At 36.2% G+C, this 18,696-nt stretch carries 17 protein-coding genes; 5 read left to right on the top strand and 12 right to left on the bottom strand.

Annotation, left to right across the window (positions count from 1 at the left end; all coding sequences use genetic code 11):
* Positions 1 to 2 precede the first annotated feature (2 nt).
* Positions 3 to 1,793 (top strand): MutS-related protein, encoded by a 1,791-nt coding sequence (locus AC3QLY_RS13360; RefSeq protein WP_492989864.1) that lies wholly within the window; start codon positions 3 to 5, stop codon positions 1,791 to 1,793.
* A 23-nt stretch (positions 1,794 to 1,816) separates the two neighbouring features.
* Here the strand turns inward: AC3QLY_RS13360 and AC3QLY_RS13355 are convergent, their stop codons facing one another.
* From AC3QLY_RS13355 to AC3QLY_RS13325, 7 genes are all read right to left on the bottom strand, one after another.
* Entirely contained in the window at positions 1,817 to 2,590 is a 774-nt protein-coding gene (locus tag AC3QLY_RS13355; protein ID WP_074418457.1) for a 3-keto-disaccharide hydrolase, read from the bottom strand.
* A 33-nt stretch (positions 2,591 to 2,623) separates the two neighbouring features.
* Positions 2,624 to 4,645, bottom strand: coding sequence for a ribonuclease R (gene rnr, locus AC3QLY_RS13350; protein ID WP_074419162.1), 2,022 nt, complete (start codon positions 4,643 to 4,645; stop codon positions 2,624 to 2,626).
* On the bottom strand, positions 4,638 to 5,723 hold the full coding sequence (lpxK, locus tag AC3QLY_RS13345) for a tetraacyldisaccharide 4'-kinase (protein WP_074419163.1): 1,086 nt from the start codon (positions 5,721 to 5,723) through the stop codon (positions 4,638 to 4,640). Before lpxK ends, rnr begins: the two co-directional genes overlap by 8 nt.
* On the bottom strand, positions 5,713 to 6,282 hold the full coding sequence (locus tag AC3QLY_RS13340) for a 5-formyltetrahydrofolate cyclo-ligase (protein WP_074419164.1): 570 nt from the start codon (positions 6,280 to 6,282) through the stop codon (positions 5,713 to 5,715). The genes lpxK and AC3QLY_RS13340 overlap by 11 nt, the downstream gene beginning before the upstream one ends.
* The gene (gene bioD, locus AC3QLY_RS13335; RefSeq protein ID WP_074419165.1) at positions 6,279 to 6,917 is read right to left on the bottom strand and encodes a dethiobiotin synthase; all 639 of its coding nucleotides are present in this window, start codon (positions 6,915 to 6,917) and stop codon (positions 6,279 to 6,281) included. Before bioD ends, AC3QLY_RS13340 begins: the two co-directional genes overlap by 4 nt.
* A 75-nt stretch (positions 6,918 to 6,992) precedes the next feature.
* A complete protein-coding gene (locus AC3QLY_RS13330) occupies positions 6,993 to 7,547 on the bottom strand; it encodes an RsmD family RNA methyltransferase (RefSeq protein ID WP_288096564.1) in 555 nt (184 codons plus the stop codon).
* Positions 7,544 to 8,389: a DUF3822 family protein gene (locus AC3QLY_RS13325; protein WP_288071786.1), complete on the bottom strand. Its 846-nt coding sequence runs from the start codon at positions 8,387 to 8,389 to the stop codon at positions 7,544 to 7,546. Before AC3QLY_RS13325 ends, AC3QLY_RS13330 begins: the two co-directional genes overlap by 4 nt.
* 81 nt (positions 8,390 to 8,470) lie before the next feature.
* On the opposite strand from AC3QLY_RS13325, the gene AC3QLY_RS13320 reads away from it, so the two are divergent.
* Positions 8,471 to 9,838: an MATE family efflux transporter gene (locus AC3QLY_RS13320; protein ID WP_492989863.1), complete on the top strand. Its 1,368-nt coding sequence runs from the start codon at positions 8,471 to 8,473 to the stop codon at positions 9,836 to 9,838.
* Positions 9,839 to 9,854: 16 nt separating this feature from the next.
* On the opposite strand, the gene AC3QLY_RS13315 is transcribed toward AC3QLY_RS13320, so the two are convergent.
* The 4 genes from AC3QLY_RS13315 to AC3QLY_RS13300 form a co-directional block, all read right to left on the bottom strand.
* The gene (locus tag AC3QLY_RS13315; RefSeq protein WP_074419169.1) at positions 9,855 to 10,628 is read right to left on the bottom strand and encodes a tetratricopeptide repeat protein; all 774 of its coding nucleotides are present in this window, start codon (positions 10,626 to 10,628) and stop codon (positions 9,855 to 9,857) included.
* A gap of 50 nt (positions 10,629 to 10,678) precedes the next feature.
* Positions 10,679 to 11,056, bottom strand: a complete 378-nt coding sequence (folB, locus tag AC3QLY_RS13310) for a dihydroneopterin aldolase (RefSeq protein WP_074419170.1) — start codon at positions 11,054 to 11,056, stop codon at positions 10,679 to 10,681.
* A 9-nt stretch (positions 11,057 to 11,065) separates the two neighbouring features.
* A complete protein-coding gene (trxB, locus tag AC3QLY_RS13305) occupies positions 11,066 to 12,013 on the bottom strand; it encodes a thioredoxin-disulfide reductase (RefSeq protein ID WP_492989862.1) in 948 nt (315 codons plus the stop codon).
* Positions 12,014 to 12,134: 121 nt separating this feature from the next.
* Entirely contained in the window at positions 12,135 to 12,992 is an 858-nt protein-coding gene (locus AC3QLY_RS13300; RefSeq protein ID WP_068247969.1) for a sigma-70 family RNA polymerase sigma factor, read from the bottom strand.
* Between the two features lie 226 nt (positions 12,993 to 13,218).
* Here AC3QLY_RS13300 and AC3QLY_RS13295 point away from each other — a divergent pair, with 226 nt between their 5' ends.
* The 3 genes from AC3QLY_RS13295 to AC3QLY_RS13285 are packed head-to-tail and all read left to right on the top strand — an operon-like array spanning position 13,219 to position 16,428.
* Positions 13,219 to 14,241, top strand: a complete 1,023-nt coding sequence (locus AC3QLY_RS13295) for a threonine aldolase family protein (protein ID WP_492989861.1) — start codon at positions 13,219 to 13,221, stop codon at positions 14,239 to 14,241.
* Positions 14,242 to 14,280: 39 nt separating this feature from the next.
* Positions 14,281 to 15,936 carry a glucose-6-phosphate isomerase gene (gene pgi, locus AC3QLY_RS13290; RefSeq protein WP_288071789.1) on the top strand — a complete coding sequence of 552 codons (1,656 nt, stop codon included), beginning with the start codon at positions 14,281 to 14,283 and terminating at the stop codon, positions 15,934 to 15,936.
* 3 nt (positions 15,937 to 15,939) lie between these two features.
* Positions 15,940 to 16,428 (top strand): GNAT family N-acetyltransferase, encoded by a 489-nt coding sequence (locus tag AC3QLY_RS13285; RefSeq protein ID WP_074419174.1) that lies wholly within the window; start codon positions 15,940 to 15,942, stop codon positions 16,426 to 16,428.
* On the opposite strand, the gene AC3QLY_RS13280 is transcribed toward AC3QLY_RS13285, so the two are convergent.
* Positions 16,423 to 18,564: an endonuclease MutS2 gene (locus tag AC3QLY_RS13280; protein ID WP_074419185.1), complete on the bottom strand. Its 2,142-nt coding sequence runs from the start codon at positions 18,562 to 18,564 to the stop codon at positions 16,423 to 16,425. The two genes, AC3QLY_RS13285 and AC3QLY_RS13280, sit on opposite strands and share 6 nt — an antisense overlap.
* Positions 18,565 to 18,696: the final 132 nt, after the last annotated feature.

Here is an 18,696-nt window from a genome sequence, read left to right as displayed (position 1 = left end):
TTATGAGTGATTCAATTCATCAGTTACAGGTATTCTATCAAAATAAAATTCAGGATTATACTTTAGCTGTACATCGGTTAAAAAATAAAATAAATGCAGTTGCATTTTTCCGTGCTATATTTTTTGTAGCATGGCTGTATTTGTTATACCAATATTTTACAAATAACAATCAGGTAATTCTATTATTGTCTTTTCTTGGTTTAGCCGGTTTTCTGGCATTGATTTCCATTCATTTTAATTTTAAAAACAAAAAACAGATTTGCCAGAATAAATTATGGCTGGCACAAAATGAATGGAATGTATTGGACGAAAAAGACAATGCATTTGATGATGGGAACGAATTTTTTATGAATACAGCTTATTATGCCGATCTGGATATTTTCGGAAAAAAATCATTGTTTCATTTGTTGAACAGAACCACTACTTACTTGGGTAAACAGGTATTATTTCATCAATTGAGCAATCCAATGCTGCAAAAAGAAAAAATATTATTGTATCAATCTGCCATAAAAACTTACAGCACTCAATACAGCATTATAGAAACTTGGATTGCTACAGCCATGCTGTACAAAAATGATGAAACAGTTCATACCAACGGCATTCAGCAATGGATAACTAATTTTACTTCATTAACCGGCCGTACCTATTGGAATAGCATCAGGTATATACTTCCTGCCCTTTCTATTGTGGCATTCATCTATACTTTAGATACCGGCAATTATGCATGGCTTTCCATTTGTATTGTATTGAATTGGTTACATGTAGGAATTGCTGGAAAATACAACGGTAAAGCATTTGCTACTTTAGGTAAGCAACAGGAAGTGCTGAATACTTATAGTAAGCTTTTAGATGTATTTAAAAATGTATCTGTAAATGATGCAGTTGTTTTACAACAACTAAAAGAAAAAGCAAATGAAGGCTGTAAAAGTATAGTCAGACTTTCATTCATTGCCAATCTGATTCATCAACGATTCAATTTATTGGCCACTACCCTTTTAAATAGCTTATTGATGTATGATGTACATTGTACTGTTTTATTAGATAACTGGCACCACAATAATAAAAACAAAATCAACGCATGGTTGGAAGCCATAGGCGAGATTGAATACCTGAATAGTATGGCATTGTTTGCTTATAACCATCCCGCATTTGTGTATCCTGAAATTGAAACAGAAGGATTTATCATTACAGCAGCTAATTTAGGCCATCCCATGATATCCGGGAAGCAATTGGTTAAAAACTCATTTCAATTGCAACAATCGGGTGTGTTATTAATAACCGGCTCTAACATGAGTGGTAAAAGTACTTTTTTAAGAACTGTAGGTATTAATATCTTGTTGGCCGAAATAGGCGCGCCGATTTGTGCTACGCAATTTTCATTTACGCCCATGTATTTGTTTACCTGTATCAGAATTTCAGACTCATTGCAGGAAAATACTTCCTATTTTATGGCTGAGCTTCAAAAATTGGCTGATATTAAAACACAATTATCAACCCGTCATTCTGCATTAATTTTAATTGATGAAATATTAAGAGGCACCAACTCATGTGATAAATATGAAGGTTCAGCACAATTTATTTTGCAGTTAATACAGCAACCTTGTATTGTTTTATTTGCTACACACGATTTAAAATTGAGTTCATTGGAGGAAATGTATCCAAACAACATTACCAATTATTGTTTTGAAAGCACCATAGAAAACAACCATTTAAGTTTTGATTATGTATTGCGTAAGGGCATTGCACAAAACAAAAATGCCACATTTTTAATGAAAAAAATGGGCATTATTTAACTATTTTTTCAAATTAAAATTAGCTAATTCAGCTTACGAATCCATATATTTTTAAAACTAATGGGTTTACTTTTATCACCATGTGCCTGCAATTTAATGGGGGCAGGTCCATGTGCTTTATAAAAAGGTTTACCAATGTATAAAGTTTGACCTTTTAAAACAGTATTGTTTTGTATTAACACTCCGTTTTGAAAAACCGTTACCCGTGCAGGAGATGCAAGCGAACCATCTTCATTAAAACGTGGTGCGGTCCAAACTACATCATACGACTGCCATTCTCCAGGTTTGCGACAAGCATTTACCAACGGAGGAAATTGTTTATAAATACTACCTGCTTGTCCGTTTACATAAGTAGTATTTTTATAGTTATCTAAAATTTGTAATTCATAACCTGCATCACCCGGTCCGGTTGAAGCCAGAAATAAACCGCTATTTCCTCTGGCCTGTCCTTCCCCCTCAATATCGGCAGGTATTCGCCATTCAATATGCAACTGATAATCAGTAAAAGTTTCTTTGGTTTGAATATTGCCTGCTTTTTTGTTTACAGTAAGTATGCCTTTCGATACCATCCAATCAGCCGGTTGTGATGGGTTATTGGCATTTTCCCATGCATTTAAATTTTTGCCATCAAATAAAATAATGGCATCTGAAGGTGGGTTGGTAAATGCAGACATACCTGGCGTAACAATGGGCGGCACAGGCGACCATTGTTCGGTTTCTTTGGGATCGGTTTGGGCAAATAAACTGAAGGCGGTACACAAAGCCAGCGCCGACAGTATTGTTTTTTTGTTAAGCATGTTGGTTGTTTTTGAGGATGATACAATATATTTCTATTTCCTTTTTTTGGCTTTTACTACTTTTCTTCCCAAACCCTTGCCTGCTTTTACCTCACTACCTGGTACCCACTCATAATCTAATTGTCTTTTTTCTAAATTAGCAGCTACTACTTTAATTGTTACTTTATCCCCCATTCTAAATTGCCGGCCACTTCTTCTACCCACTAAAGCATAATCTGCTTCAACCAGTCTAAATTCATCATAATCATTCAAACTTACTATGGTTACCAAACCTTCGCATTTGTGTTCAACTGTTTCTACCCAGAAACCAAAACCGGCTACACCACTCACTATCCCCTCAAAAGTTTCACCCAATCGTTCTTTCATAAATTCAACCTGTTTGTATTTATTGCCGGCTCTTTCGCAATCCATTGCAGCTCGTTCTCTTTCACTGCAATGTTTGCATTTTTCTTCCATTTTTTTATCCAGTAATGGTTTTTTTCTTAGTATGGATGCTACTACTCTATGTACCAACACATCGGGATAACGGCGTATGGGAGAAGTGAAATGGCAATAATACGTAAAGCCTAATCCGTAATGGCCAATATTGTTTTCGGTGTAAATAGCTTTCGACATCGTTCTAATACCCAGTTGCTCTAATACATGTTGTTCAGGTAAGCCTTGCACTGCCTTTAGCATATCGTTAAAACTCTGTGCTATTTTTTCGGGAGTTGAAGTATTGAATTGGTGACCATATTTTCTTGCAAAGGCGATAAAAGGTGTTAATTTATCTTCATTAGGTTTGTCGTGTACGCGATAAGGAAACGGAATTTCTTTATCATCTTTTACTTTTGTGTGGGCAACAAATTCAGCTACTGTTTTATTCGCCAATAACATACATTCTTCTACCAACTGATGGGCTTCTTTACTTTCTTTAACTGTAATACCGATGGGTTTCCCTTTTTCGTCTAAAATAAAACGCACTTCTTGTGATGAAAAATTAATGGCGCCTTTTTGAAACCTTTGTTTTCGCCATTTTTGAGCTATGGTATTTAGTAATAAAATTTGTTCTGCATACAATCCCTCTTCATTTTCAATAATACTTTGAACATCTTCATAAGTAAAGCGATGGTTAGAATGGATAACTGTTCTGCCAATCCAATGGTTTTTTACTTCACCTGCAGCAGTAATTTCAAAAATTGCAGAAAAAGTAAATTTATCTTCATGCGGACGGAGTGAACACAATTCATTCGAAATTTTTTCGGGTAACATTGGGTTTACTCTATCGGGCAGATAAACGGAGGTAGCTCTTTTATAAGCCTCTTCATCTAAAATACTTTCAGGCACTACATAATAACTTACATCGGCAATGTGTATACCAATTTCATAAAGATTATTTTTTATTTTTTTGATAGATATGGCATCATCAAAATCTTTTGCATCAACGGGATCGATGGTGAAGGTTAAAATATCTCTACAATCTCGTCTACTTTCAATTTCTTTTTTATCTAATACTACCGGAAGACTGGCTGCTTCTTGCAATACAGTTTTATCAAATGAAAGAGGGAAGCCCGACTGTGCCAGAATATCTTTCATGGCAGCATCGTTTTCATCTTCCGATGATAGAATACTGACAATTTCACCAACCGGCTTTCTATCGTCTTTATCCCATTTTACTAATCGGGCAATTACTTTTTCTTTATGTTTTGCTCCGTTTAGCTTATCTAATGGTATAAAAATATCGGGCATTGGCCTTTCTGTATCCGGGATAAAAAAAGCAAAATTAGTTGATAATTGCAGGTGACCTACAAATTCTGTTTGCCTTCTTTCTAAAACATCCACAATTCTTCCTTCTTTTTTTTTCGTAGTACTACTTTCTTTAATCACTTTTACTGTTACAGTATCTCCATGAAGCGCTGTGTTAAAATTTCCTTGCCGTACTAATATATCACCGGTTCCGTTTGCAATTACCACATAACCAATACCGCTTCTGGTTATTTCTAAAACGCCTGTTTCTAATAATGCTTTATGGGTATGTTTTGTGGTACTATGTTTCTTATTTTTTTGTTTACTCATTTTTTTTGTTGTTGCTAAAATTTATAATGTAATTCACAATGGCAGATTCGAATAATGCGGCTTCATGAAACAAAAATTGATGACGGATGGGAAGTACATATAATGGTAAATCTACTAATTCTTGTTTGAATTTAGTGAGGCGTACTGCATCTTTCTCTGTTGTTAGAATCATTTTTTGAGGAACATCAATTGATTTGAATTTTTCGATAATTTCCCTTAGATCATCGATGGTAAAAATATGATGATCGGTATAGTTTTTTTGATAATAGGTGGCGGCTCGTTGCACCAAATAGTCTTTTAACGGTTTTGGATTGGCAATTCCACAAACCAACAATATTTCATCTTTATCTGTTATAGACCTTTTTGTGTGCTGTGAAATATGATAAGGAATTCCATATTCAATAGCAGTAAAGTATACCTGTTGTTTGGGTAATGGATGCAGGTTACGTAATAATTTTTGTTTTTTTTCAACCGACAAATCAGAAGGACATTTTGTTACAATAATAATATCCGCACGTTTAACCGAACCCCATTCATCTCGCAAATCGCCGGTAGGTAAAAAAAAGTCGTATATGTACAGATTATTATATTCAGTTAATACAATGTTTATACCTGCTTTCACAGCTCTGTGTTGAAAAGCATCATCCAGAATGATGGCTTGCAAATCGGGTACATCATGCAGTAATTGTGGAATAGCTATCAAACGCTCCTCGCCTACTGCTACAGGCACGTTTGGAAATTTTAAATGAAACTGCATCGGCTCATCTCCAATTTCTAATGCAGTTGTGTTTTCATTGGCTAAAGCATAACCCTTGGTTTTACGTTTGTAGCCGCGACTTAGCGTAGCTATTTTAAAGCGGGGTTGCAAAAATGTAAGCAAATATTCAACCATTGGCGATTTACCGGTACCACCTACTGCAATATTGCCAATACAAATGATCGGAAAATTAAATGTTGTTTCCTGAAAAATTCCTTTATCATACATTCTGTTTCTGATAAAAACAACTGCACCATACACAATAGCAAAGGGTAAAAGCAATACCCTGAATGATTTTAGAAAGAAAGCATTAAAATTCATATCTGTTCTGGGGAGTAATACAATAATTTAAAGGTACATCAAAAGATTGGGTATCGCTTATTTTAGTTATGGGATCAAAATAAGAAAAGCCAATTGTAACAACATTTTTGCGGCAATCTGTTAAAAATCTGTCGTAAAATCCTTTGCCGTAACCTACTCTGTAACCCGCCCTATCGCAGATAATTAGTGGAACAAAAACTAAATCAATCCTTTCCGGTACTAACAAATCCCCTTCCGTTGGTTCATAAATACCCCACTTGTTTGTGGCAAATTGGGTATGTTCATTTGTTAATATTGCCTGCATGGTGTGGTTGGTTGTATTGGTAACCGGATAGGCAATGCGTATATTGGGATAAAAATGTTTCAGATATCCCGTAAATAAATGTGTATTGGGCTCATTGGTGGTTGCTAATGGCCAATAACTCAATACATAATGTATGTGGTTAAAATTTAGTTGTTGTAATTGCAGCAACATTAAATCTTCTCCAATCAATTTCTCTTTTTCAGGAATTGATTTTCGTTTTTGTAAATACAAATTTCTTAGTTCTAACTTGGTCATAATAATTCAATCAATCGCTCTTTAATTTTTGTTGCCTGCTCCAATACAAACTGCCGGTTGGGTTTTTCTGTAAATGGGATACTGCCAATATAAGGAAAACCTGACCAGTTTACAATTTCCTGTTCATATTGCAAATAATGATCGTTAAAAACCCAGCCTACAACAGGCAGGTTATATTGTTTACACACCAGTGCCGTTAATAAGGAGTGATTAATACTGCCTAAATAATTTCTACTTACTAAAATTACCGGTTCCTTAAGTGCTTTTATAACATCTGCCATAAATTGATGGTGATTAATGGGAACCATTAATCCGCCGGCTCCTTCAATAATCAGGTATGGATTATTGGTTTTGGGCATGGCATTTTGGATGTTATTTATTTCCAGAATTTTATTTTCGGCAGCTGCAGCAATATGAGGTGAAGCCGGCATTTTTAATACATAGGCCTCTTTATGAATTTGAGTAGCTGTATTTGAAATTAATTGTTGAATGGTAGCTGCATCGGTACCATCGTCAAGGCCTGCCTGTATGGGTTTCCAATAATCTGCCTGTAATGCTTCTGTTACAATAGCACTTACTACCGATTTACCAACCCCGGTACCAATACCGGTTATAAAAATTGATTTTGTTTGCATAAATGAAAACTACACTATACTCAAAAAATGTATTTGAAGATGTTGCGGAATCAATAATTCTTTTACAGCAACTACTCAATCTGCATCATCCATTGAAAAAAAAGAAAAAATGGTGGTGCCGTAATTGCGTTCAAACCTGTATCCTTTAAAATGTTGATAGTTATTACGCGGTGTATGTTCTAACACAAAATATCCTTCCGGCAGAATCATTTTTTTTGCTACAATAATGGCCGGCAAATCATCGATATTGCCTAAAGCATAAGGCGGCCCTGCAAAAATAAAATGATATTGTTCGGTGCAGGTACTTAAAAAACTAAAAACATCTTGTTTAAATATTTGAAACTGATTGGGTAGGGCTCCCAATTGTTGCATGTTTGTTTGAATAAAAGCAGCCATTGTAGGATCTTTTTCAATAATGGTTAGCAATGCAGCACCTCTGCTGGCCAGTTCGTAACTAATGGCTCCGGTACCGCCAAACAAATCTAAGGTATGAATGCCCTCAAAACTAATGCGGTTTTGTAAAATATTGAAAAGCCCTTCTTTGGCAATATCGGTAGTGGGTCGGGTAAAAGGCATTTTTGCAGGCGGTTTAATTTTTCTTCCTCCCCATTGGCCTGAAATGATCCTCATAAAATAATATTAAAAAAAGGTAGTAAATAATGTAACGGATAATAGTTTTTTTCAATTAAAATTTTCTGTTCAGGTAAACCACACTGCCATTGCATGTCAGGAATTATTTTTTGTAACGAAGTATAAACCTCATCTGTTTCATTAATAATGCCACTTATTTCTACTTTCAGTTCAAATTCGGGTTTGGAATAGGTATTCAATAAAGCAACAATTTGATAAACCACATCATCAGCACAGGTATAACTGAAATGCGCTGCCGTTTGCAATTGTTGCTGTTGTATACTTACAATTGAAAAACTACCCGGATAAAAGTAAATGAGCCAATAATTTGAAAAGCTGGTTGCCCTTTGAAATGCAAGCTGAATTTGTTTACCCAAACTATTGTAAACAGGTGTATCTGAAAAGGTACCTGCCAGCATTTGTTGCAGACTTTGCGGAATTTGACAGGCAATATACAAGTTGGTTTCAGGTAATGTTATGGCATCGGTATTCATCTCCATATTACTCCATCCAAACAACAACTCTAATGAAGATTGAGCAGCAGATTCAGAATACAAATTTTCAGGAATAATGGTTTGCTCAAATCCATTTAAAAATATTTGTTTGGTGTGGTAGGGTAAATCAAATAAAATGGATTGTAAGCGAACTTCCTGAAAAATAAAATACCAGTCGCTTTCTATTTTTTGAAAAGTAAATAATTCCAACGCACTAATAGAGGCAGATTCAATTGATGTTTCAGTTAAAGCGATATAATGCAAACCTACTTCAATAGTGAGCTGCTTTTCTATAGCCGGCTGCTCCCCTCTGTTAAGGCTGTATTGACTGATTTCTTTTTCGACCATTGTTCAAATATACAATTACTGTTTAAAAAAGAATACATTCAGAATGTCTAAATCGAATATCAACAAAACTGTAGATTTGCAATGAATATGAGTGAGCCTGCTATTGTTACTGCCGATTATCGGGTAACAACTTCTAATCAACAAATATTAAAAATTGCATTACCCATTGCTGCCGCCACTTTGGTACCGCAGTTAAATTTTATTATCAACAATGTATTTTTAGGGCATTTGGGCGAACAGCCGCTTGCTGTAGCTGGTATTACAGGTGTATATTACTTAATTTTTGCAGTAATAGGCATTGGTTTAAATAATGGAATGCAGGCCATTATTGCCAGACGTGCCGGCGAAAATAAAATTGAAGCCATTGGTAATTTATTTGCTCAAGGTGTTAGAATTTCATTTGTTTTAGCCTTTTTAGGAATATTAATTACCTGGTTTTTGGTACCGGTAATTTTAGAGCATACACTTAGCAATCCACTGCATGTTAGCATGGCTGTAAAATTTTTGCGTATCCGGATTTTCGGGCTTATTTTTTTATACCTATACCAATTACGAAATGCTGTATTGGTGGGCACCAATCAAAGTAAATATTTAATTATTGGCACTGCTGCAGAATCGATTGCCAATGTATTTTTTGATTATGTTTTGATTTATGGAAAATGGGGATTCCCCAATTTAGGGTTTGATGGAGCCGCCTACTCTTCCATTATTGCTGAGTTTACCGGATTAATGGCTATTTATTTTGTTATTCGGAAAAAAGGAATTGACAGGCAGTTGCAACTTTTTAAATCGTGGGAATTTGACAAAAATAATATTACATTAATTTTACGATTATCTGCACCACTTATAGCCCAATTCTGTTTAAGTATTGTAAGCTGGGAGTTTTTTTATATTTTAATTGAACACCATGGCTCAATGGATTTGGCTATTTCAAATATTATGCGCAACATTTTTGGCTTTTTTGGATGCTTTACCTGGGCTTTTGCAGCAGCTGCCAATACAATGGTTAGTAACATTATTGGCCAGGGTTTGCACATAAAAGTAGAAGGCTTAATCATTAAAATTATGAAACTGTCTGGTTTGTTTGCAGGTAGTATTTGCATCATCATCAATATTTTTCCCACATTATTTTTATCATTTTATGGCCAGGGTAATGATTTTATTACGCATGCCATTCCTGTTTTACGGGTGGTTTCTACTGCATTGGTACTGATGTCGGTATCTACTATTTGGTTAAATGCCGTTACCGGAACCGGTAGTACCCAGGTAAATCTGCTGATTGAGTTTTTTGCCATCATCATGTATTGTCTGTACAGTTATTTTATATTGGAAAAATGGCATTTACCCATTACCGTTGGTTGGGGAAGTGAATGGGTGTACTGGATATTACTGTTTATCCCCTCTTATTGGTACATTAAAAAAGGCAGCTGGCAGCAAAAGCAATTTTAGTTGAGCAACCTTCTTATTATTCCAGCGAATCCAATATTTTTTGGCCTTCTGTTTTCAGAGCAGCATCATCCGGCGTTCTAACAGGCAATTTTACCAATTGCTTTAACACTTCAATGGCTTTGGAGGGATTGTTATTGGCCTGATAACTCTTCGCCAGTATGAGATAATTCATAACATAGTAGGGCTGTGTTTGTCTGCATTTTTCTAAATATACAATGGCTGAATCGTAGCTGGTGGGTGGAATACCACCCGGATACATGGTTTTTAATGCTAATTTTTTAGCCCAGTTCAAATTATTCATTTCATAATGCCAACGGCCTTCTACAAAATTGGCCATACCTAAATTGGGATTGATGTTTAATGCTTTATCGGCATTGGTTTTTATGTCTTTTACATATTGAACTAAAAGTTTTCGATCTTTTTCTACTTCCGTCATTTTAGCGGAAGCCAAAGCAAGTGCATAATAGCTTTCTGCAGCTTCCGGATGTGTTGCAACAGCGCGTTGAGCATATGCTAGTGCCGATTGAAAGGTAATGCGTTTATCATTCGCAATAGGTAATCGTTCGCCGGTAGAACAACTTAGCTCGGTGGCTTTTACCAAAGCATTGAGATTGTCAGGAGCAATCACCAGAATTTTCTTATAAATATCTAAAGCCTGCTGTTCATTTAAATTAATTTCTGCATTGGTGGCTTGTTTAAATAATAATGGGAGATTCTGAGCAGCGGCATATTGAACAAACAGTGCAGCCAAAAGAAAGATAGCTGTTGAAAATATTCTAATTTTTTTCATATCTGCTAATGAATGTATTGGTTCCGATATGTAAGTTTTTTCAAGCCATGCTATGATGCCTGATTAAAGTGGTTGCGATCCATTTCAAAACTAACACTTACAGAACCTTTAAAATCAGGTATGGGTGGATTTAACTTTTTAATAGAAATTATAACTCGCTCTGCCATTGCAAATTCAGATAAAATATCCGTTGCAATGTCCAATGCAATAGCTTCTAATAAGGGTGTGGCTTTTTCCATTCTATGTTGCACTATTTTAAATAATGCAACATAGTTAATGGTATCATGAATACTTTGAAATGAAGCCGGTCTGGATGCATTATAATCAACCCTAAGGTTTACTTCAAACTCATTTCCAGTTATCTTTTCTTCTTTGTATAAACCGTGGTATGCCCAGAAAACCACATTATTCAGGTAAATTGACAGCATATTTTATGTTTAAACAAGGCCTTTTGTACTTAAATAACGCTCTGCATCCAATGCAGCCATGCAACCTGAACCTGCAGCCGTAACTGCCTGGCGATAATTTTTATCCTGCACATCACCTGCGGCAAATACGCCTTCCAAATTGGTTTTGGTAGTACCGGGAATGGTTTGAATATAGCCTGTTTCATCCATATGAATCCAGGGTTTAAAAATGTCACTGTTCGGCTGGTGACCAATTGCAACGAAGAAACCATTGATGGGAACAGTTTCTGCTGTATTGTTAATACGGTTTTTAATACGAACGGCTTCTACTTTTTTATCGCCTAATATCTCGTCTGTTTCACTATTCCAGTAAATTTTGATATTAGTGGTATTCAAAACTCTTTCCTGCATTATTTTGCTGGCACGCATCTGATCTCTGCGTACAATCATATGTACGGTTGTGCAAAGTTTAGATAAATACAATGCTTCTTCGGCTGCTGTATCGCCCGCACCTACAATAGCTACTTCTTTACCTTTGAAGAAAAATCCATCACAAACTGCGCAGGCACTTACGCCGTATCCATTTAAGCGTTGTTCGCTTTCCAAACCCAACCATTTTGCAGAGGCACCGGTTGAAATGATTACTGCATCAGCTTCTATTAGTTTTTCATCATCAATCCATACTTTATAAGGTTGTACACCAAAATCAACTTTGGTGGCAATACCATAACGAATATCGGCACCCATTCTAGTGGCTTGTTTTTCAAAATCAATCATCATATCCGGCCCCTGTACACCATTCGGATACCCCGGATAGTTTTCAACTTCTGTAGTAATGGTTAACTGACCTCCTGGTTGTATGCCCTGATATAAAACGGGTTTCATATTTGCCCTTGCTGCATAAATGGCAGCAGTATAACCGGCTGGACCTGAGCCTATTATTAATACATGAACTTTTTCTGATTGTGCGTTATCCATACTTAAAAAATTTTTGCAAAGTTAAGGAATGATAGTGTTGAAATGTGAGAGCAGAGAAATGTTAACCAATAAAAAACCCCTGCATAGTAACAGGGGGAGTTTTTTAATACGCTATGAGAGATTAACCGAGGTATGCTTTTAATGCATTGCTATACCTGGCTTTTTGTAAACGTTTAATCGCTCTTTCTTTAATTTGCCGGATGCGTTCTTTGGTAAGATCGTATTTCTGGCCTATTTGTTCAATAGTTACACCATTTTCACCATCTAAACCAAAGTAAGCGTTCACAATTTCAGCCTCACGTGGACTGAGTGATTTTAATACCCTTCTGATTTCTTCTCTTAAAGAATCTTTCATCACATCATCATCGGTATCATCACTACCCTCCAGTAAATCGCCCATTGCTACATCTTCAGCTTCATGAACCGGTGCATCTAACGAAGTATGACGGGTGTTGCTTTGGAAAATGTTGTTGATTTCAGTTTCACTCATTTCCAAAATTTCACTCAGCTCTTCGGTGGAAGGTTCGCGTTCATGCTCTTGTTCAAAAGCCATATAAGCCTTATTGGCTTTATTGTATGTGCCAATTTTGTTTTGAGGCAAGCGGACTAATCTGCCCTGCTCTGCCAATGCCTGTAGTATCGATTGGCGAATCCACCACACAGCATAAGAAATAAATTTGAAACCTTTTGTTTCATCAAAGCGTTGCGCCGCTTTTATTAAGCCGAGGTTACCCTCGTTAATCAAATCGCTAAGTGATAGGCCTTGGTGCTGGTACTGCTTAGCTACAGATACCACAAAACGTAAATTGGCCTGCACCAATTTGTCGAGCGCTCTCTGATTACCCATTTTAATTTTCTGGGCCAGTGTTGTTTCCTCTTCGGGAGTAATCATTGGAATTTTAGAAATTTCCTGCAGATACTTTTCTACGGCCTGAGAATCTCTGTTGGTAATCTGGGTTGCAATTTTGAGCTGCCTCATAGTATATAGTTACAATTTATTTACTAACGACATATAGACGCTAAAAGTTGCATTTTGGTTGCAATAGTAGCGTTAAAGTTATCCTCATAAATTTCAAAAGTGTGCAAATTTACGTTAAAACATCTTATTGAACGAATGTTTTCTGAAAAAAATGCTTTTTTAAAAAAAATTAAATCTCCCTGCCCAATATCAAAATTTATCTGAACCCATTTATCTTCGCAATTCTATGCCATCTATTATTGATTTTCGCTCAGATACGGTTACCCGGCCTACTCCCGCTATGTTAGAAGCCATGTTTTCGGCCAAAGTTGGAGATGATGTTTTTGGAGAAGACCCTTCCATTAACGAGCTTGAACAAAAAGCAGCAGCCCTTTTTGGTATGGAAGCCGGATTATTTTGCCCCAGTGGCACCATGACCAACCAAATTGCCATTAAAGTACACACCCAACCCGGTGATGAGGTAATATGCGATGCATTATCGCACATTTACCTGTATGAAGGGGGCGGAATTGCATTCAATAGCGGTGCTTCTGTTCGGTTATTACAGGGAAACAGAGGAAGAATAACAGCGCAACAGGTTGCCGATGCCATTAATTCCAATGATGTGCATAAACCGGTCAGTACGCTGGTAAGTCTTGAAAATACCAGCAACAGAGGCGGTGGAGCCTGTTACTCAGTAGAGGAAATTATCGCTATAAAACGGATTTGTGAATCCAACCATCTTACACTTCATTTAGATGGAGCACGTTTGTTTAATGCTTTGGTGGCTACCAATGAAGTACCCACTACCTATGGTATGCTATTCGATTCCATCTCTATTTGCCTGAGCAAAGGTTTAGGAACACCGGTAGGTAGTGTTTTATTAGGAACCAATGCTTTCATTCAAAAAGCAAGACGGGTAAGAAAAGTTTTTGGTGGCGGAATGCGCCAGGCCGGCTATCTGGCTGCTGCGGGAATTTATGCACTTGACCATCATGTGAAAAGAATGGTTCAGGATCATGAACATGCCCAGGCTATTGCCACTTGCCTGCAGAGGAAAGATTTCGTTGGGCAAATAATGCCGGTTGAAACCAATATTATCATTTTTGAAGTAAAAGGCCGGTTTACACCAAAGGCATTTGCTGAAATAATGGAAAAACACCATATTAAAGTAATGGCCATTTCACCAACACAGGTAAGAATGGTATTGCATTTAGATATCCATCCATCCATGGTACAATTAACTATGGATGTTATCAATTCATTGTAATCGAAGAGAATCAATATTGCTGAATAAAATTTAACCGTTATGTTACCTAAAATAAACCCTACTAATACCCAAGCCTGGTTCTTGCTTAAAAAACATCACGATGAAGAAATGAATCGTAGGCATATGCGTGATTTATTTACGGCCGATAAGGAAAGGTTTGAAAAATTTTCAATCCGTTTTCAAGATATTTTATTTGACTATTCTAAAAACATCATCAACCAAAAAACACAGCAGCTATTGCTGCAACTGGCAGAAGAATGCCATTTGAAAGAAGCCATTCATGCCATGTTTGCCGGGTTAAAAATTAATGAAACAGAACATCGGTCTGTTTTACATACTGCCCTTCGTAACTTTTCTGATACACCCATTTTGGTGGATGGGAAAGATGTAATGCCTTTAGTAAGAAAGGTATTGAATCACATGAAAACTTTCTGTCAACAAATACATAGTGGTGACTGGAAAGGTTATTCCGGCAAAAAAATTAAATATATTGTCAATATAGGCATTGGAGGCAGCGATTTAGGTCCGGTGATGGTAACAGAAGCATTAAAGCCTTATTGGATAGAGGGTATTCAAGCCTATTTTGTAAGTAATGTAGATGCTACCCAGCTGGTAGAAATTTTGAAAAATGTAACACCCGATGAAACCCTGTTTTTAATTGCATCTAAAACGTTCACTACACAGGAAACCATGACCAATGCTCATTCGGCAAGAGATTGGTTTTTACAACATGCAAAAGATGAAGCGCATATAGCCAAACATTTTGTGGCTTTAAGTACCAATGAAAAAGAAGTAATGCAATTCGGTATTGATAAAGCCAATATGTTTGAATTTTGGGATTGGGTAGGCGGCCGATATTCTTTATGGAGCGCAATTGGATTATCGATTGCCCTTACTGTTGGTTATGAAAATTTTGAACAATTATTAAAAGGTGCTTTTGCAGTAGATGAGCATTTTAAAACAGAAAAATTCGAAAAAAATATTCCTGTTATTATGGCTTTGCTAGGTATTTGGTATACCAATTTTTTTGGTTCGCAAAGCGAAGCAATATTACCATATGATCAATACATGCATCGGTTTCCGGCATATTTTCAGCAAGGCAATATGGAAAGCAATGGTAAGAGTGTAGACAGAATGGGCAATCCTGTAAATTATGCTACCGGCCCTGTAATTTGGGGTGAACCGGGCACCAATGGTCAGCATGCTTTTTACCAGCTCATTCACCAGGGTACACCGCTTATTCCCTGCGATTTTATTGCACCGGCCATTAGCCATAACCCTTTGGGCGATCATCATACAAAACTGCTTTCTAACTTTTTTGCCCAAACCGAAGCTTTAATGAATGGTAAAACCGAAGCTGAAGTGAAAGAAGAACTGATGAAAGTAATACCCAATGAAGAAGAAGTTAAAAAGTTAGTGCCTTTTAAAGTTTTTGCCGGAAATAAGCCCACCAATTCGTTCTTATTGAAAGAAATTACACCTTACTCATTAGGAAGTTTAATTGCTTTATATGAACATAAAATTTTTGTGCAGGGGGTAATCTGGAATATTTTCAGTTTTGACCAATGGGGCGTTGAATTGGGCAAACAGTTGGCAGGAAAAATTTTACCGGAGTTAAAAGATGACAAACCGGTTGCTTCACATGATTCCTCTACCAATGCATTAATTAACCTCTTTAAACAAATGAGAAAATAACAAATGCAGGACATTATAATTCGTTTTATTCAGCCAAAAGATAATGTTGCACTTGCAAAAATTATTAGAAATGCTTTAGAAGAGTTTAATGCCAATAAACCCGGAACGGTTTATTTTGATGAGAGTACCGATCACTTATACGAAATGTTTACTGCCAATAAAGATGCAATTTATTATGTGGCAGAAAGTAATGGCGAAATATTAGGAGGTGCAGGTATTTATCCAACGAATGGATTACCTGAAGGTGTTTGTGAATTAGTGAAAATGTATTTACACAAAAATGCCAGAGGTAAAGGCACAGGACGTTTTTTGATTGGAACCTGTTTGCAGAAGGCAAAGGAAATGGGCTACCATCAGGTATATTTAGAAACCATGCCTGAGTTAAGCAAAGCAGTTTCAGTGTACGAAAAATTTGGCTTTAAGTATTTAGATGCTGCAATGGGGGCATCCGGCCATACGGATTGTACTATCTGGATGCTGAAAGATTTATAATTTTGGCTGTTTTTGTGTTATTGCCGGTTTATCTTTTTCCTGTTCTGCCTGCTTTTCAACGGGCACCAAATCAGACAGTTCTATATTCATGGGTAAAAGTCCAACCTGAACAATGGCTCTTTTTCCCCTGATTTCTTTAACCGTTCCTACCTGATAATTTTTTTTCAGTTTTACCAACATGCCTTCAGAAATGTTGGTTTCAATTTCTTTATACTGGTGGGTTATTTTTTTTACTTGTTTGGTTTGTGCTACTTCGTTTTTATGAAATAACAAATGTTTCAAATTGCGGATTACCTCGTTTTTATCTTCTGCTTTTTTATAGTCAAGCACAATCTGCTTTAACTTGCGTTCCATGTTTTTGAGATATTCTAATTTCTCTTCCGAAAGTTTGTTTTGGTGTTTAAGTAACTCAATTTGTTGCCGGTGTTTTTCTCTGTTAATGGTGGTTTCCAATTCTTTTTTGAGTACAACATTTTCTTTCATCAATTGTTTCAATTCATTTTTTTCTGAATGTAATTGCTGTAAATGCTGCTCGGTATTGTTGAGCAGTTTATCTAATTTAAAATGTTGTTGATCTACCAATTTTCTTGCCCTGTTTATTAAAGCAGTAGGCAAACCAATTCTTTCTGCAATTGAAAAGGTGTATGAACTTCCGGGTTTTCCTATCATTAACTGATATAGTGGTTGCAATTTTTTTTCATCAAATGCCATTGCACCATTGATGATGCCCGGCGTTTTATTCCCCATTATTTTTAAATTCAGATAATGGGTAGTTACAATTCCAATAGCATGTTTGCGGCAAAGCTCTTCCATAATTACCTCAGCAAATGCACCACCTAAATTGGGATCACTGCCGCTGCCCAATTCATCAATAAAAAATAAAGTACGCCCATTCCCCATTTCAATGAAATGCTTCATGTGTATTAGGTGGGATGAATAGGTACTCAGCTCAAATTCAATACTTTGCGTATCGCCAATGTGAATAAACAATTGTTTAAAAATACCAATTTGTGAATGTGGGTGTACCGGAACCAATAAACCACTTTGTACCATTAGCTGTATCAGTCCAACCGTTTTCATAGTAACGGTTTTACCGCCGGCATTTGGCCCGCTGATAATTAAAATTCTGTTTTCATCATTTAATTGTATAGAAACCGGTATGGTGTTTTTTTTATTTTTTTGATTGTTTAAAAACAAAATAGGATGATAGGCTGCTTTCAAATCCAGCATTGATTTATCAACAATATCAGGCATTTCACCTTTTATATCCATTGCTAATAATGCTTTGGCTCTAATAAAATCAAACATTCCTATCAGATGCAGGTAATTGGAAAGCAAGGGTGCATATGTACTTAGTTTAGCAGTTAAAGCTTTTAAGATACGTTGTACCTCTGCCCGCTCATCATTTTCTAAACTGTATACTTCATTGTTTAATTCAATGGTTTCTTCGGGCTCAATAAAAGTGGTTTTTCTGCTGTCACTTTCGCCATGTAAAATACCTTTTATTTGGCGCTTATGTTCTGAAAATATAGCCACTACCCTTCTGCCACTGCTAAAACTTTCTTCAATATCAGCCGTATATCCTGCTTTTGATAGTTTTTGCAGCACTTTATCAAACACTCTTCGCAATTCGTTTCTTTTTTTATATAATCGTAGTCGAATACTTTGTAAATCATCGCTGGCATTGTCTTTTACGTTACCTGCATCATCTAAAATTTCATCAATATATTCAATGATGTTTTTTTCAAAATAGCTTTGTTCAATTACTTTCGCCAAACCCGGATAAGCTACTCTTCGTTCTGTATCGAACCAGCGAAAAACAGATTGTATATTTTGAGCCAGCAGTTTAATTTGTATCAATTCTTCTCCCGATAAAGTAGCCCCGCTAATGCCCAATAATTTTATTTCCCTTTGCAAATTGGCCGTACAATCAATAGGGAAATATTGGTTTTGTTGCAACAGTAATTTAAATTCATAAGCCTGTTGCAGTTCTAACACAATAAAATCTTTTTTTGTATGAATACGTAATGCTGCTGCTTTTTGGCCGGCATATGCTGTTTTACAGAAATGAACCAGTAATTGCTGGATTGCTTCAAACTCTAATTGAAATGCTGCTGAATCGGGGTATAATCGCATAATATTGGAAAACAAATAGTATAAAGCAAAGTTAATTAGGTAGTGCATACAATGCGAAGCGCTATTTTTTGAATACTTTGAGCAAAAATTTTCTGTCTTACAGGGTTATAAACATCTCTTGCAAACAATTCT

The organism is Hydrotalea sp. GW822-HT8A01, assembly GCF_058798575.1.
The sequence above is the reverse complement of the archived record's forward strand: the minus strand, read 5'-3'. Positions and strand labels throughout refer to the sequence as shown.

Coding starts and splice junctions, on each gene's coding strand:
- bioD (WP_074419165.1), bottom strand. CDS start 6,917: ATGCAAACAAAATCAATTTTTATAACCGGTATTGGTACCGGGGTTGGT.
- AC3QLY_RS13340 (WP_074419164.1), bottom strand. CDS start 6,282: ATGACCAAGTTAGAACTAAGAAATTTGTATTTACAAAAACGAAAATCA.
- pgi (WP_288071789.1), top strand. CDS start 14,281: ATGTTACCTAAAATAAACCCTACTAATACCCAAGCCTGGTTCTTGCTT.
- AC3QLY_RS13325 (WP_288071786.1), bottom strand. CDS start 8,389: ATGGTCGAAAAAGAAATCAGTCAATACAGCCTTAACAGAGGGGAGCAG.
- AC3QLY_RS13285 (WP_074419174.1), top strand. CDS start 15,940: ATGCAGGACATTATAATTCGTTTTATTCAGCCAAAAGATAATGTTGCA.
- AC3QLY_RS13300 (WP_068247969.1), bottom strand. CDS start 12,992: ATGAGGCAGCTCAAAATTGCAACCCAGATTACCAACAGAGATTCTCAG.
- AC3QLY_RS13360 (WP_492989864.1), top strand. CDS start 3: ATGAGTGATTCAATTCATCAGTTACAGGTATTCTATCAAAATAAAATT.
- folB (WP_074419170.1), bottom strand. CDS start 11,056: ATGCTGTCAATTTACCTGAATAATGTGGTTTTCTGGGCATACCACGGT.
- AC3QLY_RS13320 (WP_492989863.1), top strand. CDS start 8,471: ATGAATATGAGTGAGCCTGCTATTGTTACTGCCGATTATCGGGTAACA.
- AC3QLY_RS13355 (WP_074418457.1), bottom strand. CDS start 2,590: ATGCTTAACAAAAAAACAATACTGTCGGCGCTGGCTTTGTGTACCGCC.
- AC3QLY_RS13330 (WP_288096564.1), bottom strand. CDS start 7,547: ATGAGGATCATTTCAGGCCAATGGGGAGGAAGAAAAATTAAACCGCCT.
- lpxK (WP_074419163.1), bottom strand. CDS start 5,723: ATGAATTTTAATGCTTTCTTTCTAAAATCATTCAGGGTATTGCTTTTA.
- rnr (WP_074419162.1), bottom strand. CDS start 4,645: ATGAGTAAACAAAAAAATAAGAAACATAGTACCACAAAACATACCCAT.
- AC3QLY_RS13280 (WP_074419185.1), bottom strand. CDS start 18,564: ATGCGATTATACCCCGATTCAGCAGCATTTCAATTAGAGTTTGAAGCA.
- AC3QLY_RS13315 (WP_074419169.1), bottom strand. CDS start 10,628: ATGAAAAAAATTAGAATATTTTCAACAGCTATCTTTCTTTTGGCTGCA.
- AC3QLY_RS13295 (WP_492989861.1), top strand. CDS start 13,219: ATGCCATCTATTATTGATTTTCGCTCAGATACGGTTACCCGGCCTACT.
- trxB (WP_492989862.1), bottom strand. CDS start 12,013: ATGGATAACGCACAATCAGAAAAAGTTCATGTATTAATAATAGGCTCA.